Source organism: Thermovirga sp. (assembly GCA_012523215.1).
GTDB lineage: Bacteria > Synergistota > Synergistia > Synergistales > Thermovirgaceae > 58-81.
Genome location: JAAYIZ010000106.1, coordinates 1 through 16006, shown reverse-complemented (window position 1 = coordinate 16006; position 16006 = coordinate 1). Strand labels below are relative to the sequence as shown.

General features: G+C 50.8%; 17 protein-coding genes and 1 tRNA gene. 7 read left to right on the top strand and 11 right to left on the bottom strand.

Going from position 1 to position 16006, the window contains the following annotated elements; genetic code table 11:
- The 6 genes from GX108_03035 to GX108_03010 form a co-directional block, all read left to right on the top strand.
- Positions 1 to 684 (top strand): sulfite exporter TauE/SafE family protein (locus GX108_03035; GenBank protein NLO56018.1); only part of this gene is annotated, 684 nt, incomplete at its 5' end.
- A 106-nt stretch (positions 685 to 790) separates the two neighbouring features.
- On the top strand, positions 791 to 964 hold the full coding sequence (locus GX108_03030) for a hydrogenase expression protein HypA/HybF (protein NLO56017.1): 174 nt from the start codon (positions 791 to 793) through the stop codon (positions 962 to 964).
- A 312-nt stretch (positions 965 to 1276) separates the two neighbouring features.
- Positions 1277 to 1351, top strand: a tRNA-Val gene (locus GX108_03025).
- 118 nt (positions 1352 to 1469) lie between these two features.
- On the top strand, positions 1470 to 2393 hold the full coding sequence (locus tag GX108_03020) for a site-specific integrase (protein ID NLO56016.1): 924 nt from the start codon (positions 1470 to 1472) through the stop codon (positions 2391 to 2393).
- A 574-nt stretch (positions 2394 to 2967) separates the two neighbouring features.
- Positions 2968 to 3345 carry a hypothetical protein gene (locus GX108_03015; GenBank protein ID NLO56015.1) on the top strand — a complete coding sequence of 126 codons (378 nt, stop codon included), beginning with the start codon at positions 2968 to 2970 and terminating at the stop codon, positions 3343 to 3345.
- Between the two features lie 30 nt (positions 3346 to 3375).
- On the top strand, positions 3376 to 3801 hold the full coding sequence (locus GX108_03010; protein NLO56014.1) for a hypothetical protein: 426 nt from the start codon (positions 3376 to 3378) through the stop codon (positions 3799 to 3801).
- A gap of 953 nt (positions 3802 to 4754) precedes the next feature.
- Here GX108_03010 and GX108_03005 read toward each other — a convergent pair.
- The 4 genes from GX108_03005 to GX108_02990 form a co-directional block, all read right to left on the bottom strand.
- Positions 4755 to 6578, bottom strand: coding sequence for an AAA family ATPase (locus tag GX108_03005; protein NLO56013.1), 1824 nt, complete (start codon positions 6576 to 6578; stop codon positions 4755 to 4757).
- A 19-nt stretch (positions 6579 to 6597) separates the two neighbouring features.
- Positions 6598 to 6948, bottom strand: coding sequence for a hypothetical protein (locus GX108_03000; protein NLO56012.1), 351 nt, complete (start codon positions 6946 to 6948; stop codon positions 6598 to 6600).
- Positions 6920 to 7456 carry a hypothetical protein gene (locus GX108_02995; protein ID NLO56011.1) on the bottom strand — a complete coding sequence of 179 codons (537 nt, stop codon included), beginning with the start codon at positions 7454 to 7456 and terminating at the stop codon, positions 6920 to 6922. Before GX108_02995 ends, GX108_03000 begins: the two co-directional genes overlap by 29 nt.
- Before the next feature lie 72 nt (positions 7457 to 7528).
- On the bottom strand, positions 7529 to 7741 hold the full coding sequence (locus GX108_02990) for a hypothetical protein (protein NLO56010.1): 213 nt from the start codon (positions 7739 to 7741) through the stop codon (positions 7529 to 7531).
- Between the two features lie 94 nt (positions 7742 to 7835).
- On the opposite strand from GX108_02990, the gene GX108_02985 reads away from it, so the two are divergent.
- Positions 7836 to 8780, top strand: coding sequence for a hypothetical protein (locus tag GX108_02985; protein NLO56009.1), 945 nt, complete (start codon positions 7836 to 7838; stop codon positions 8778 to 8780).
- Positions 8781 to 9176: 396 nt separating this feature from the next.
- Here the strand turns inward: GX108_02985 and GX108_02980 are convergent, their stop codons facing one another.
- From GX108_02980 to GX108_02950, 7 genes are all read right to left on the bottom strand, one after another.
- Positions 9177 to 10463, bottom strand: a complete 1287-nt coding sequence (locus GX108_02980; protein ID NLO56008.1) for an adenylosuccinate synthase — start codon at positions 10461 to 10463, stop codon at positions 9177 to 9179.
- A gap of 4 nt (positions 10464 to 10467) precedes the next feature.
- Positions 10468 to 11250, bottom strand: coding sequence for a divergent polysaccharide deacetylase family protein (locus GX108_02975; GenBank protein ID NLO56007.1), 783 nt, complete (start codon positions 11248 to 11250; stop codon positions 10468 to 10470).
- A complete protein-coding gene (locus GX108_02970) occupies positions 11222 to 12427 on the bottom strand; it encodes a S41 family peptidase (GenBank protein NLO56006.1) in 1206 nt (401 codons plus the stop codon). Before GX108_02970 ends, GX108_02975 begins: the two co-directional genes overlap by 29 nt.
- A gap of 26 nt (positions 12428 to 12453) precedes the next feature.
- On the bottom strand, positions 12454 to 13644 hold the full coding sequence (locus GX108_02965) for a peptidoglycan DD-metalloendopeptidase family protein (protein ID NLO56005.1): 1191 nt from the start codon (positions 13642 to 13644) through the stop codon (positions 12454 to 12456).
- A 24-nt stretch (positions 13645 to 13668) separates the two neighbouring features.
- Positions 13669 to 14556, bottom strand: a complete 888-nt coding sequence (locus tag GX108_02960) for an ABC transporter permease (protein ID NLO56004.1) — start codon at positions 14554 to 14556, stop codon at positions 13669 to 13671.
- On the bottom strand, positions 14543 to 15238 hold the full coding sequence (locus tag GX108_02955; GenBank protein ID NLO56003.1) for an ATP-binding cassette domain-containing protein: 696 nt from the start codon (positions 15236 to 15238) through the stop codon (positions 14543 to 14545). Before GX108_02955 ends, GX108_02960 begins: the two co-directional genes overlap by 14 nt.
- A gap of 3 nt (positions 15239 to 15241) precedes the next feature.
- The coding region (locus tag GX108_02950; GenBank protein ID NLO56002.1) for a transketolase at positions 15242 to 16006 on the bottom strand (765 nt) is incomplete at its 5' end.

Sequence of the window (16006 nt, the reverse complement as noted above, 5' to 3'; positions counted from 1 at the left end):
CCAATGAGCATACTGACGGCCCTTTCCGCCCTATGGCTGGGTGTGCTGGCTTCGGTGAGCCCCTGCCCCCTTGCTGCCAACTTGGCGGCCTTCTCCTTCATCCAGAAGGAGGGGCTTTCACCCCGCAAGGCGCTCCTGTCGGGAAGCCTCTACTCCGCCGGACGCACGGTGACCTTCGCCGCGGCCGGAGTGGTCGTGATATCGGGGCTCATGGCCATCCCCGAAGCATCCCTGTTCATGCAGCGCCACATGAACAGGCTCATTGGGCCCATACTCCTCATCGTGGGTGTCTTCGTGCTGGACCTGCTCGAGGTGCGGGGAAGAAAGCCCATCACCGAAAGGGTATCCTCCGGAATCCTTTTTCGGGGAATGACCGGGTCTTTCCTCATGGGCGTCCTCTTCGGCCTCGCCCTTTGCCCCGTCTCGGCGGCTCTTTTCTTCGGCGGGCTCATCCCGCTGGCCACGGAGGCGGGTTCCCGGGTACTGCTCCCCGCCCTTTTCGGTCTCGGGAGCGGCCTTCCGGTGACGATCCTTTCGATCATCTTTTCCATGGGAGCAAGGGCTGTATCAAGGAGCATGGGCGCCGTCTACAACTTGCAGAAGATCGTCCAGGTGGCTTCGGGGGTGATCCTGATCCTCATCGGCGCCTACTTCTCGCTGGCGTCGACCTTCGGACTCCTTTGAGGATTGACCGATCTCACCCTTCTTGCCTTGTCTACAACCCGGGCCCCGGTTATAATATTGTAGCGAACCAGGTTACGCTTACGATGACGCAGGGAGGTGCGGGCAAGTGAGAAAGTACAGATGTCTCCACTGCCGCCATGAATTCGAAGTGGAGGACCTTTCCGCGGGTCTTAAGTGCCCAAAATGCTTCAACCGCTTTGTTCAACTTATTGAGGGTGAGTCCGTCAAGGGCAAGTCCTGGGGTAGCAAGAGCTTTAGCGTCCCCAAGATGGGAGATTGAAGGCAAGGCGCAGGTCCTTCCTCAAAACAAAAGAAGGGGGCGGTGATTCCGGAGCCCCCTTCTTTTTTACCCGCCGAATTCGTGACGCGAAAAACCTATCCTGCCTCTTCAGCAACCCCATCCCACCGCGAGAAAAGCAGCCCGGGCCCAGCCTTGAAAAGCAGGGTCCGCCGGGATGATCATAACCGGTGAAAACCGGCAGGTTGCGCATTGCCGAAGAGGGGCTTGATCATTATCGCCGTCCGGCGACACCGATGCTCTCCGTCCCTTGCAAATATATTCCCCTTGCGGATATAATGACCCGTGGCTTTCGGGCGACTAGCTCAGCGGAAGAGCGCTTCCCTCACACGGAAGAGGTCACAGGTTCGAACCCTGTGTCGCCCACCACTGGATATTTCGCGATCCTCCACCCGCGTTTTTCCTGCAGGGAAGAGGTCACTAAAAAGCGATTTTCCCATCAGTGTTTTTAGCTCTTTCTCTCAAAATCTAAGGGGGAGAGTTTACGATGGGGAAGATTGCTGTGGTCTTAAGAACACCATACCGAAACGCCCTCACTGCTCTTGACGCTTTTTGTTCAATCAGAAAGGCAGAAGGAGCCACATCAGCAACCATCCAGCTCTATCAATCGATCCTTGTCCCTTTTCTAAAAGATAACCCTTCATTCCTTGTTGATGCCAGGGAGTGCATCTTGCCGTTTATTTCTGAACCTGAAAATGGCTGGTCTCGTTTCACACGTATAAAAACCCTGAAGGTGTTTTGCCGTTTCCTCATGGAAGAAAACATTATTCCTTCTAATCCGATGAAGGGCATCAAGACATCCATGCCAGGGAAACGTTCAGACGTTCCGTCAATGGATGACGTAAAGAAGTTTATCCGTGCCTTGGATACAGATAAATTTACTGACAGGCGAATGAGGATGATGTTCCTTCTTGCTCTTGATACTGGGTTGCGCCGAGGAGAGTTATGTAGTTTACGGATTGATGATCTTGACCCTGAAGGAATGACAATAACTGTACGCCCTGAAACTTCAAAGGTGAAGAAAGGGAGGATAGTACCTATTTCCCCTCAAGTTGCGCGAGAGCTGAAAAGGTTTATTACATTATGTCCTCCTGAATGGAAATGTTCCTGGATGTTCCCTACTGAGAGCGGGGAAAAGCTGACCCCCTCTAACTTTGGGTATCAGATACGGAGAGCATCTAAAAGGACAGGAAAACACATGAAGATTCACGGATTACGCCACCTCTGCGCCACAGAGTTTTTGAGACAGACAGGGAATATAGCTTTGACAGCTCAATTGCTAGGGCATTCGTCTATTGGGACTACAGCGAGGTTTTATGAACACCTTGACTTAGATGATCTTCGACAGGCTCACGGAAGGGCGGCGGTAGTGTCCCAGGTTATGGGTAAAAGAAAAGTTCGAAAAATATAACAGGGAACATTGCATGTGAACGGGAATGGACGAACTTGCACTTTTAGAATCTTGACAAGGTAAACATTAATGCTAGTCTAAATTTGAATAGCATTACATTCTTCATTTTTAAGAAGTAAATGAAAGATTTACAAGGAGAAAATGTGAACTCTCTTACTCCTTTCAATCCAATCTTTTCTAAAAGACAAACCTCAAACTGCTTGGATTCAACAAAAAATTACCAATCAAAAAGGGGGGCAATATTATGTTTGAGGAACCTATGGTTTTTATCACAATCTCTTTAGTGATATCTTGCATTTATAGCATTATCTCAATTAGGTATATGGCTAAAGGGGATGTTCCTCGGCATTACGACGTTTTAGCATATTACAGACTTTTTTATGTGATATTTCCTATAGCGGCAGTGTTTGCGGGGGGATTTAAATATGGTATTTATGCTTTTCTGATCCTTTTCATCACTCCCTTGGTAATTTCTTCCATTTATTTCCAGATAAAACCTATGCACAGAAACATTTAATAAGGGGTATATCATAGCTTTTCAGACACTAAACAGGTCAGATGGGAGGTAAAAGTTATGATTACTTTTGAAGAATATCGTGACGCTTTTAAAGAATGGGAAAGGTCGAATTTTTCTGAGCCCTTTAAATATAGTGCAAGAGTATACCCAGGCATGGCTGTAAAATTTATGCAAACTGAATTTGCAAAACCTAAATATATGAAAAGATGTAAATTCATCGCTTCGTTTGCAACAATCTGTTTGTTAGGGTCAATTCCAGCCTTTATTTGGATCAATTGGATAGCAGGTTTGGGATGTTTATTGGGTTGTTTTATCTTGAATAAAATAACTTCATCTTGCGCAGAAAAGCTAGTGGCTAAACAAATTGTTGAAGACAGCAATGCCTTCTATCTTGTGCAAGAATTTGGGGTTGTAGAAATAAGCCGAATCGAATAGAAATAATACCGGCAGAAGGTGACAAGCGAAATGGAGAAACTGTTTGTAATTCCTTTTTGGTTCGCTTCAGTTTCTTTGATATTTGTTTCCCTATTCCCTGTAAGAAAAAAATCTGAAGGTTTGGAAACGACCCCTAAAATGAAAGAAAGGGCAGTTATAGCCATTGCTCTTGCGGTGAGCATTTCCTTCACAGTTCTAATATTAGTTTTTATGCTAGAAACAGGATACATCGGGAGAAGATTTGACCCTGTTTTCGCTATCACCGCTTTTATTGGCTTTCTGTTCTCTGTGTTTTGGTGGAGAGGTATTATCAAAATACAAAGGGAAGCCTTGGGTTTACGTTCTCCTTTGGTTCAAGGTATCGTTCTAATGTTTATTCTTGCTCTTTGTATTGGCTTATTGTTGACCAATCATCTTTGGGATCCTCCCCCCCCTAGGTACCGTAATGTTTATTAATAAATTTGGGAGATTCCAATATTATGCAAGGCAATTGGGAAATGTTTGAATAAGAAATAGAAGGATAGAACCCTCTTCCCAACGTATTGTCCTTCCTGGGAGCCCAAGAAGAGGTTTCTCAAAATGACTTAAGAGCATTCACCACTTTTGAAGTATAAAATGAGGAATTTTTTCGATATTGGCTGTGTCTACTTTCCCCCTAATCCCTCAATTCCATTGGGGGGTCCCCTCCCCCTTCAAGATTCCTTGAGTTTTCCAAGATATTCAAGTGCTTTTATTCTTTCCGATCTTTCCTGGGGTTTATCTGAGAAATAAATTGTTTGTCCCCTTTATACCAAGGAGAAGGAAAGGGTAAACACTTCTAAAGGTTTTTATACCTTTCGAGAATTGTCTAATTGCCTGCTATGACTTCACTTTTCACTCATTAAGGGGAATGACTGATGTAGAACAATACAAATGGATTTATACTCTTTTTTCACTTTCTGTTTTACAAGGATTCTCCTTTCCAACATTTAAAGGGGCAATAAAGGGAAACCCTGCATCTCGTGGTCAGTTCTTTTCATTGCCCTCATAGTAATAGTATCCTTTTCCTGCATTTTTCACGTAAGAACCTGAATTGTTAGTGGATCGAACAAGGGTTATTGCCACGCAATTGAAACAGTTGATCCCTCTCAATCTGTGTCTTCCTAAACCTTTTTGGTAGATCATTTACAATATCTCGTTCGCATTGCCAAAATCCCAGTGAGGGAGATATTGTGTCCGTATCAATGTAATCCCTTGGTATAGCTGGGAAAATACGGTCGAAGGGTAGTGTCCGTATTCTGATCATAAACATAAGCGTTGCCCTTGCATCAAAATACGGACACTTTTCGGACACTAGTCTCTGACCGTATTATCTCTTGGTATAACTAGCTTAAGAGAAATACAGACACTGATTTCCCCCCTGTAGATGGTCATTGAACAAGTTCATACATGGTTGCTTTTCCATGTCCAATTTGTCTCAAGATCCCTCTCCCGATGAAGTCTTGAAAAACCTGTTTGCTGTAAGTGTCAGATACCCCTGTTTCTCTTGCTATAATGCTTCTTTTGAAAGGTTCTTGTGAATGACCAGCCCTGATAGTATTGATGATCCTGATCTTTCCTGTGCTGTTACTCTCTTCGGGGAAGGGGGTTACATCTAAAAGTAGTTCTAACTCTTCCTCCTCGGATACCGTGTTCTTTGTTCTGAAAGTGAATGTCCCTGGAGGGTTAACCCAGCTTTTGAGGTTTTTTACTATGTGCAGTTGACCGTCTTCATCTTCTTTGACCTGAACTCCGTAAGCGGAGGAAGCAAGCCTCGAGATCATAGAAGCCCCTATCAGGTCATCAAGGGATATCGGTAACGTCCTCTCGCTACGCTTAACCTTCTTCAGATGATGGACGGCAACAACAGCAGATCCAGTTTCCTTGGCTAACCTGCTGAGGCTCAGGCATACCGTCTTCATCGCTGAATTATCATTTTCATCCTTGAACTGAAGACTAGCCAGGGAATCAAGGATTAACAGGTCTGGTTTGCTCATCCGTGCAAGCTCCAGAATGTTGCTGTACCCTTTTGCTGATGAGAGATCGAGAGCAAGTCCGTCTGAAAGAAATTCGTCTTTGTAGACAAACTGAACAGCAGGGAAGGGTACCGATAGCTTCATCCTCTGAATCCTCCAATCCATCATGTTTTTGGGGTAATCTCCTTCAATGAACAGAGTCCTCATGGGGTCTGATCGTGCATATCCGTTGAGTATGATGCCCCCCCTAGCCAGATCATCACAAAGTTTTAGCATTAGCAGGCTTTTGCCCCCTCCTGGTTGACCAGCCAGCACAGAATAGAAACCCTTGAGGAAGAGGTTCCCGACTGAAACCAGTTCCACCCTTTCTGATACCCCTCCAGGTCGAAGAAATGATGATACGTCTGTCTCATGTTCCTTCTTGTGTATCTCATAGGGTGCTTCAGAAGGGTATCTGCTGACACTTTTCGCTATGTCTCTGACCTCGGATTCAGAGAGAGGGGGGAAGCACTTGCTACGGTTCTCTTCCTGCAAACCTGCCACGATAGCTTCCAGGGACATCCCCCTTCTGTTCATGCTCCCTGCAATAGAGGTCAGGTAATCGTTCCTGTTGCCTTCTGTGATGATCTCTGTTGCAGATTGTGATATTGTGTCTTTCTGTTTTTCCTTAGGTTTTAGCAATTGCCGTAGCCAGGGTGGAAGATCTGCAAGAGGTAGGTCTTTCGTTCCCTCAACCCATTTGTAAACATCTCCTGACACGTGTATCGATGGGGGAGCCACCACAAGACCTCCATCACCCCTTATGTCAACTTGCGGAAGGATACAGACAGAGTTCTTTGTCTCGAAATCTGGAGCCTTGAAATACAGATGTCTACCCCGACCAGTGACAACTGTCGGAGTTGAGGGCAGTTCCTTGTCTCTAATGGAATGCTCACCCTCTTTCCCGTCGATATCAACAACAACGATTCCCGATATTTGACCTGTGATTATCCCGAGATTTGCATTGGGGTGTTCAAACCACCAACGCTTTATGTCCTCCCCTGTTTGGACTCGGTATTCAGGAAGGAGATCCCCATTCACGGACTTCCATTTTGCCAGGGGGTGCTTGCCTGGCGATGGACAATCCGGTTTGCTACAGGAACACTTGCCGTTTAACAGAGGGTAGTGGAGAGGAATGACCACCCAACCCCATCTGTTATATTGAAGTGCTTCGGATATTTGCTTTGAATGGGATTTCATACTTTGTCCCTCAATAAAGCTAACTCGCTTTCTGCTCGATCTTTTCTCGACTAAACCACTTGAGGGAGCAGAACACCTTTCTTTCATTCTTCAGATTCCTGTACTCCATGTGATCTGTAAAATCCTTGAAGGAGATAGCATATCTGACTTTGTTTTCACGTATGACGATTTTCCTGCACTCATCATTTGCGAGTTGGTTCAAGACCTTTACAGGAAAACCGTGTCCCTCACCGTCTTTCAGTTTTCTAAATCTTCCTTCGGGTTTCTCCTTCTTGAAAAAGGTCTTGCTTTGGATGTAAAATCCCCCATGTGGGATATTGTTAACGCAGTAAGTCCAACCGCTATCTGTTTTTTTGATCTCGATACTCATAACGCTCATCTCCCTTGACCCTGTGTGCCAGTACGGGGTTTATTTTTTCTTCGTAGACCCATAAATCTGATCCGTATTGATTCATGATCTCCAAAGTCGATACGTCTAACTTCAAAGCCAGTTGTGATCTCGTGTTTGAGCCCTCCCCTTTCAGAAGTGCTTTCCTTGCTTCGACCCTCCAGGGTTCGTCTGGTCCCTGCTTAAGTTCGCAAGCCTCAAGGGGGATAGTCCATCTTTCTATCCCTTTGATGTTGATCTCTTGACCAAAACAGTAGATATCTGAGATAGGGATTTTAAAAACGCGCTTGGCATTATTTACCGTTTTCTCATGTATTTCCAGAAACTTCGCACCTTGAGAATATGCTTTTCTCAGGACATAGACATCAATTGCATAAGCCCTTCCACCTGTCATCCTTAGCCTGTCTTCTTCCCGCTCAGATTTCCTGAGAATATCTCCGCTAAGTGATGCGAAGCATTTCCCCTCATGGTTGAAAAACTGCTCTTTCAATGGTAAAATCCCTCCAATACGGATTAGTTTTTTGCTTTGCCGCCCTGTTGCCGCAGGGCGTTTTTTGTTGCCTTACTCTGCCAGTTTTGCCTTTCCGCTCTCATCAACGACTCCTTCTTCTGGGAAAACAAGAACTTTTCCCAATCGCTCAATATCTCCCTTCCAAACTCGTTCCTGACGATTCTCCAATCTGCTCATTCTGGAATACTTGATGCCTGTAACTGCTTCCAAGGAACGAAGAGTATGACCGCTTTCCTTCCGTGCTTTCTTCAAAATTGTCTCCAATGGCTTCACCTCCCTCCTGTTTACGCTTGACTAACCTAAGTATATGGATTATCGTATTATTTAATAAGTGACAAATAAGTGACAGGGAGAAACTATGGCAAAATCTATCAAGTTCAAGATTGGAAATAAATGGAAAGTTTGTAGGGGCGGTTATGAGATCAGGGAAATCGGTCATCCTGATGGCGGTACCCTTTTGACAGGCTCATATACCGAGAGGGTCATCAAACCAAAGACCAGTGAGTGGAGAGAATATGAACTTCCTCCATGTGAGAAAGCCCTATGGTCGTTTTTGGGCTATCAAAAAGGAAGGAGGGACAACTTGGAGAAGGCTAAGTTCCTTCCTGTTGAGGAACTTATAGAATGGACAAATGAATACGGACCTCTTTGGTTTGACATTACGATTGAAGAACTTCAGAAAGAACAGCGGATTATGGTAGCGGTATATAATCTTTTGGAGGATTTTTCAAATCTTGATGAACGAGGAAAACGATATTACATTGATTGTGTCCTTCTCCCGGAAATGAATAACCTACCCCCTTCAGAAGTTAATAACTTACCAACTTCAGAGGAACGTAAGCGTTACCAAATAATTCATGACCTAACAGATGAATTGAGAAAATATATGGCTATTGAGAGGCTCCTGAAGGACAGGCTAAATATGGGATTCCGGATCAAACCTTCTATCGATATTTCAAATGACAAGGAAGGTGCTAGTAATTACTATCTTGGAATAGTTTTTGAAAATAGCTTACGCTCAAGTCTTTGGATTTCCCTGATTAATGCTCTTTCGGAGACAGATGTTCTTTATGAAAAATGTATTTTTTGCGGAGGGAGTAGCATTATTTCATCAATTTATGGTAATAACAATCTTACCCAAATTGGCGAACTTCTAAAACCTCCATCAACCAATGGTATTAAGGGCTACTACCATCAAAGATGTCGAAATAGAGTTTGGAAGGACGGACAAAGACACCCCGAAAAGCAGAAGGAACTGACGGAGAAATATGGTATAAGATGGGATATCCGGAAAAAGAGATAATTCAAAGTCATTACCACATAACCATGTCAAGTGTAATAAGATGATTCTTGGTTTCCTCAATAGTTTATCGAAAGTTGTTCACTCTGAAAAAGTAATAAAATCTGGTATGGAAGGGGTCACAAACAAGGTCTAAAAAAGAGCAGAGAGCGACAAACACTGATGGTTACTGGGTTTTTGGGTGCGCGACTAGCTCAGCGGAAGAGCGCTTCCCTCACACGGAAGAGGTCACAGGTTCGAACCCTGTGTCGCCCACCACTGGTAGCCCGCCCCTGCCACCCCTTCGCAGGGAAGAGTTCACCTAAGGTTGTTCCTTTCAACAGTTTTTCAGCTTTCTCCCCTGAAACGTAAGGGAGGATTTTTTACGAGAAAGCGGCCCACCGCTCATCGACAAAAAACTCATAGGCCCATCACGATGGTCTGATCCCTGTTCGGCCCAACTCCCACCAGCACAATGGGGATGCCGGTCTGCTCCTCGATGAAACGGATGTAATCCCTTGCGGCCCTGGGCAGGTCCTCAAAAGTGCGGCACATCCCAAGATCCATTTTCCAGCCGTCCATGTTCCGGTAGACCGGTTCGACCGAATCGAGAAAAGCCGAATTACCGTTGTAGGGCAGGTCTTCCCCCTCGTCGGACCTGTAACCGGTGCAGACGGGTACGGTGTCGAATCCGGACAGGACGTCCAGTTTCGTAAGGGCCAGGGCATGGATGCCGTTTATCCTGACGGCGTACTTGAGGGCAACCAGGTCCAGCCAGCCACAGCGTCTTGGCCGCCCCGTGGTGGCGCCGAATTCGCTGCCCCTTTCGCGCAGGGTGTTCCCCAGTTCCTCCTTAAGTTCCGTGGGGAAGGGACCCTCGCCCACCCGAGTGTTGTAGGCCTTGACGACACCGGTGACACACCCCACCAGGGAAGGACCCAACCCGACTCCCACGCAGGCCCCCCCGGCCACGGGGCTGGAACTGGTGACAAAAGGATAGGTTCCGTGATCCAGGTCCAGGAGCGTCCCCTGGGCGCCCTCTAAGAGCACGTTGCTGCCCCTCTCCAGGGCCTCGAAGATGGTCATGGAGGCATTGCCCACGTAGGGTCCCAGCCTCTCCCCCCACGACCGGGCCTGCTCGAAGATCTCACCGAAGGCCAGCGGGGCCTCGCCATAAATCCTGGTGAGGTACTTGTTCTTTATCTCCAGGTTGAAGGAGAGCTTCTCCCTCAGCGCGTCCTCACACAACAGGTCCTCAATCCTTATGCCGCAACGATTGACCTTATCCATGTAACAAGGCCCTATACCCCTGTGGGTGGTGCCGATCTTCTTTCTGCTCCCTCTCAGCCGTTCCTCCATGCGGTCCAGCATCTTGTGATAGGGCATGACGACATGGGCTGCCCCGCTTATCACCAGCCGCGCCCTGTCCTTGCCCCTTTCCTGCAGGTCGCCGAGCTCATCCAGGAGCTGCTGCGAGTCTATCACCACGCCATTGCCGATGACGCAGATCTTTCCAGAATAAAGCATACCCGAGGGAAGGAGGTGGAAAATATATTTTTCCCCTTCAACCATTACCGTATGCCCCGCGTTGGCTCCGCCCTGATAACGAGCTACCACATCCACGTTGCTGGCCATCGCGTCGACAACCCTTCCCTTACCTTCGTCACCCCATTGGGTACCAACTATTATCTCCACTCGACCTTTCACAGGGTCACTCCTCCCAGCCGTCCATACTTTTTCGAGCCAGGTAATCAGGCACAGTCACGAATTCTACATCCTCGGGGGTCATTTCGCGCAGCTTCGGTAGAAAATTCAATGTCCCCGGCCTGGCATGGCATATCGCCACTGCGCCCCCCTTCTTCCTGGCCAGGGCGAAGACCTTGCGGAATTGATCACGAAAAAAATCTTCTTCGTCGTAATGGTCCAGGAAAAATCGGTTCAAAGCGGCCGGAAGGCCCTTTTTTACCGCGACAGGGTAAGCCACCGATCCTCCCGAGGTCCTGCTGTCGACAAAAAAAAGCCCCTCGGCCTTCAGTTCGAGCATGACCCCTTCCATGGCGGCGGAATCCTCCGTCGCCCTGGAACCCTGGTGATTGTTCAAACCGGTCGCACCCGGCAGCGACCAGAGGGCATTCCTCACGGACAACCTAACCATACCGGGATCCATTCCCGCCCTCACCAGGGCCTTGGGGTCGCCAGGGTTGCTCTTGGCCTCCATGGGGAGATGGACAATGAAGGGGATGCCAAGATCCCTGGCCATGCCTGCCGTTGCCTGGCTGAAGCGCTGGTAGGGTATGATCGCCCACGTGAGGGGTGTGGGAATCGATGCGAGCCGCTTCGCCGCGTCCAGGGAAAAACCGAGGTCGTCCACGATTACAGCGACAACGGCAGGCTGAACAAATCCACCAAAGCACCTGGACGCCCCCGAAAAGACCAGAACGCAAAGGGCGGCGCTGAGAAGGAGTCTACGTGCGGCTCTCTTCTTTCGTCCCATCTTCCATGCCCTTGAGTTCCTCTATCGCTCTTTTCAGTTGAGCGTCGCTCTCCCTGTCCTTTACGAACTCGCCCTCCACCTCGATGTCGGGCGAAAGGCCGACCTTGTCGATCACGGTACCGGCGGGCGTGTAATATTTCGCTATGGTGACAAAGACGCCCGACGAATCGGAAAGGTTGAAGAGGGTCTGCACCGACCCCTTCCCGAAGGACTGTTTCCCCACGATCACGGCTCTTCCATGATCCTTGAGCGCCCCGGCGAGTATCTCGGAGGCGCTGGCGCTGCCCTCGTTGATCAGCACGGCCATGGGGAGGTCGGTGATGGTCCCTTCCCTGGCGTAGAAGACCTCGTTGGCCCGGTCGAAACGTCCCCGGGTGCTGACGATGACGCCGTCGTTGAGCAGGAGGTCCGCTATCTCCACGCAGCTGTTCAGAAGGCCGCCGGGGTTGTTCCTCAGGTCAATCAGTATGCTCCCGGCTCCCTGGTCGGTGAGTTCACGAAGGGCCTTCCGAAAATCGGGAAGGGTCTTGAGGTTGAACTGGGTTATCCTCACCAGCCCGATCTTGCCCTGCAACAATTCCGACTTGACTGTCTGGATCTTTATATTCTCCCTTTCTATCTCGAACTTCAGCAATTCCTCCTCGGTCTCGCGCCTGATCCAGATGACGACCTTCGTCCCCGGTTCCCCCCTGAGGGCGTGGACGACTTCGTTCTGGGACCATCCCAGGATCACCTCATCGTCGATCTTGACGATCTGGTCCTTGGGTTTGAGCCCGACCCTGTCGGCCGGCGTATCCTCGATGGGGCTCACGACAAGGGTCTTGCCGTCGCGCTGGCCGATGTAGATGCCCAGTCCGCCGTACTCTCCCTGGAGCTCTATCTCCTCTTCCTTCAGTTCCTCGGGGTCCACGAAACGTGTATAAGGATCTCCCAACGCTGATACCATCCCCTTGATGGCGCCGTGGAGGAGATCCTCCTCGGAGACTTTCTCATCACCGTCGACATGGTAGGTCTCGAGGATGACGCGGGCCTGCTTCATGAGCCACAGGTTCTGGAAGCTGAAGGGAGCGGACTTGAAGAGATCCATCTCGTTGAAGGCGACGGCCGACAGCACTCCTCCCACGAGAAGAGCGCCAACAACGGCTCCGATTAAAATATACCTTGCCCGACGAAACATGCTCCGATTCCACCCTTCAGGTTACACTACCTACCAAGAAAGGATACAGGATTCTTGGCCTCCCCGTTGACCCTGACCTCGAAGTGGAGGTGAGGACCCGATGCCACCCCCGTGTTCCCCACGTTGCCGATGACCTCCCCTGCCTTGACGACCTTCCCCTCTCCGGCACGGATCTGGGAAAGGTGAGCGTATACGGTGGACAAGTCCCTGCCATGATCGAGGATAACGATCTGGCCGTAACCCCGAAGCCAACCCGCAAAGAGCACCTCTCCGGCGGCCGCGGCCTTGACCGGGGTGCCCGCCGGCGCCCGTATATCAAGCCCGGTATGCATTATTTTGGTCTTGAACACGGGGTGCACCCTGGTACCGAATTGGCTGCTTATCTCGCCCCTGACCGGCCAGGAAAGCTTCCCGCCCGAAGGCAGGTATACCGGTGGAACGCCGGCCCTGGACTCCTGGGACTTTCTTTTCTGGGTCATCAGTTCGCGTATCTTGCCCTGGAGTTCTTTCTGCGATTCTTCCAGTTCCCGGGCTGCTTTCTGATGCAGGTTCTTCTGCTTCGTCAAGGCGTCCAGGGACTGTTTTCTCTGCGATTCCGAGCTTTTCAGCGACTTTTGGTCTTTCTCCAGGTTTCCCTTCTGCTTAACCAGCAGGGCCTTCTGGTCCAGCATCTCCTTCCTGGAGGATTCCAACTTCTTCTTCTCCTCCTTCATGAACAATATCCTTCGTTCATCCTCGCGCGCCATCCTGGTCAAGAGGTAGGCGTTGTTGAGCGCCTCATGGGCACTGCTCGAGGAGAGAAGGAGGTTGTATTCCGCTACACCGCCGTACTTGTAGATCGCCTCGAACCTCTTGGCGAGGTAGCCCCTGGTCCTGGCCAGGTCTGCCTCGGTGCTTTCGATCTCTGAAGTCAGTTCGTTGATCCGCTGCTCCGTCTTCTCCCGTTGCAGGTCAAGGAGGGCGACCTTCTGCCTGAGAAGGGTCACGCTCTGGTCGATCCTGGACAGATCGTCCAGCAGGCCCTGCTCCTTCTTGCGAGCCTCCCCGATCTGCTTCTGGTGAAAGGAGATCTGTTTTTCTATCGCTTCCAGGCGGCCCTGCTCGTCCTTGATCCTCGAGTCAAGATCGGGCAGGTTGGCCCCCTGGGCCACGGCTGGGGGAAAAACCAAAAAAGTCAGAAGAAGTATCGCGGGAAAAGACCATCCTTTAACTCTCATGATCTCTACACCCCCAGTCTATTCCTAGATCGACCTGGACGCTTGTCTTACAAAACGGGACGCGGCAAGCCAGCTGCAGATCCAACCGGCGGACAGGCCCGCCAGGACCAGGACGGCACCGACTCTGAGGACGATGATCCTGTCGGTAAGCAGCCTGAGGAAGGGAAGAGACCTTTCAAGAGTGTTTATGGCCATGCCGTAGGAAAACCATAGCATCAGGACGGAGAGTGCCGCGCCCAGGGTTCCGAGAAAAACTCCCTGCAGTACATAGGGAAAGATCACAAAACTCCGGGAGGCGCCGACGAGGAGCATCTTGCCGATCTCGTCCTTCCTGGCGTACACGCCGATACGGATCGTATTGAAGAGCACCAGGGCCGCCGATGCCAGGGAGACCACGAGCACGACCAGGGACAGTCGGGACACGAAACGGGAAATCTTTTGTAGTCTCTCGGCTATGGTGCCGGCGTAGACTACCTCCTCAACCTCCGGCAGGGCGATCAATTCCCGGGCTATGACCGTCGCGTAGGACGCCCTTTTCACCTGGACTTCCACGCTGGGTGGAAGAGGGTTTTCCTCGAGCAGTGCCACTGCCTCGGCCAGTTTGCCCAGCCTTGCCTTGAGGCGTTCCAGGGCTTCCGCGGCAGTCACGATCTTCACCGATGAGACCGAATCGTAGGAAATGGCTTTCCGGGCCACCGCCTCCAGGGCTTCCTCGGAATTTTGAACGTAAGCCTGGACAGTGAGGTCTCCCTCGACGACCTCGATGAGGTACCGCGTGTTGAGGACGAAGAGGATGCTGGCCCCCACGAGGAAGAATACCGCGACGGAGGTGAGGACCGTCAGGAAGCTCAACCCCGAATGCCTGGAAAGCAGCCTCCAGGCATCCCTGAGTACGTACCTAAAGGTCCCCATCGGATCGATACCTGCCCTTCCTCTCGTCCCTGACCAGCCGTCCCTTGAGGAGCTCGATAACCCTCTGGCGATAGGAATCTACAATATACTGGTTGTGGGTCGCCACCACCAGGGTGGTCCCCGAGGCGTTGATCGACAGCAGAAGCTGCAGTATCTCGTCGGCCGTGTCCGTATCAAGGTTCCCCGTGGGCTCATCGGCAAGAAGGATCGAAGGCGAGTTCGCGATGGCCCTTCCTATGGCCACCCTTTGCTGTTCTCCGCCCGATATCTGTTCGGGATAAAGGTTCCTCCTCCGCCAGAGCCCAAGGCGGTCCAGCACATCGTTGGTCCTCTTCTGAACGTCGTGGCTGGGAACGCCGATAACTTCCTGAACGAAGGCGATATTCTCGTGTACCGTCAGGTCGGGGAGGAGTCGGAAATCCTGGAAAACCACCCCGATATTCCTCCTGAGGTAGGCTAGGTCGTGGGAGGCTATCTTTCTTATGTTAACGTCACCCACGGTGACGCGCCCCTTGGTGGGCACCAGTTCCCGGGTGACAAGCCTGAGAAGCGTCGTTTTGCCGGATCCCGTGGGCCCCACAAGGTAGACAAACTCCCCCTTGTCGATGGTGAGGAAAATATCCTGGAGGGCGACGATATCGGGGGCGAACTGTTTTGTCACACCGGCGAACCGAATCTCCATCCGTTACCTCCTGCGCATGGACCACACCTGGGCCGATTCCCCCACGATCTCTCGGAAGGTCAGACCATAGTACTCCTGCAATTCCAAGGGGGTCCCGCTCTGGCCGTACCGATCGGTTATGGCAACACTCCTCACGGGAACGGGGTTCTCCGCGGCGGAAAGGGCGGCAATAGCCTCGCTCAGCCCACCGATCGTGTTATGCTCCTCCGCCACGACGCAACACCCGGTCCTCCTCAGCGACGAGAGAATCAACCGGGAAGGCAGGGGTTTCAGGCTGAAACAATCGATCACTTCGGCGTTTATGCCCTGCTGGGAGAGGATCTTGGCGGCCTTCAACGCTTCGTGGACCATGATACCACAGGCACAAAGGGTGACGCCGTCGCCCTCGACCAGGAGTCTCCCGCCTCCAATACGCAACTCGGCCTCGCCGACGGAGCCCGTGTCGGGGACCTCGTCGCGGCCCAGGCGAATGTAGACGGGGCCGTGATGCTCAAGGGCCAGTTTTGCCATCTTTGAAGAGGAGTCGAAGTCCGAAGGTACAAGAATGGACATCCTGGGCAGGCTTCTCATCAGGGCCACGTCCTGGTTCATCTGGTGCACGGCCCCGTCCTCCCCCGCGGAAAGGCCCGAATGGGTCCCTACCAGGACGACCTCCAGGTCGGGGATCGCCAAGCAGGTCCTGATCTGATCAAAGGACCTCGCGGTAAGGAAGGCCGAAGGGGCGACGGCTACAGGTTTCCGACCACCCAGGGCAAGGCCCGCAGCGGT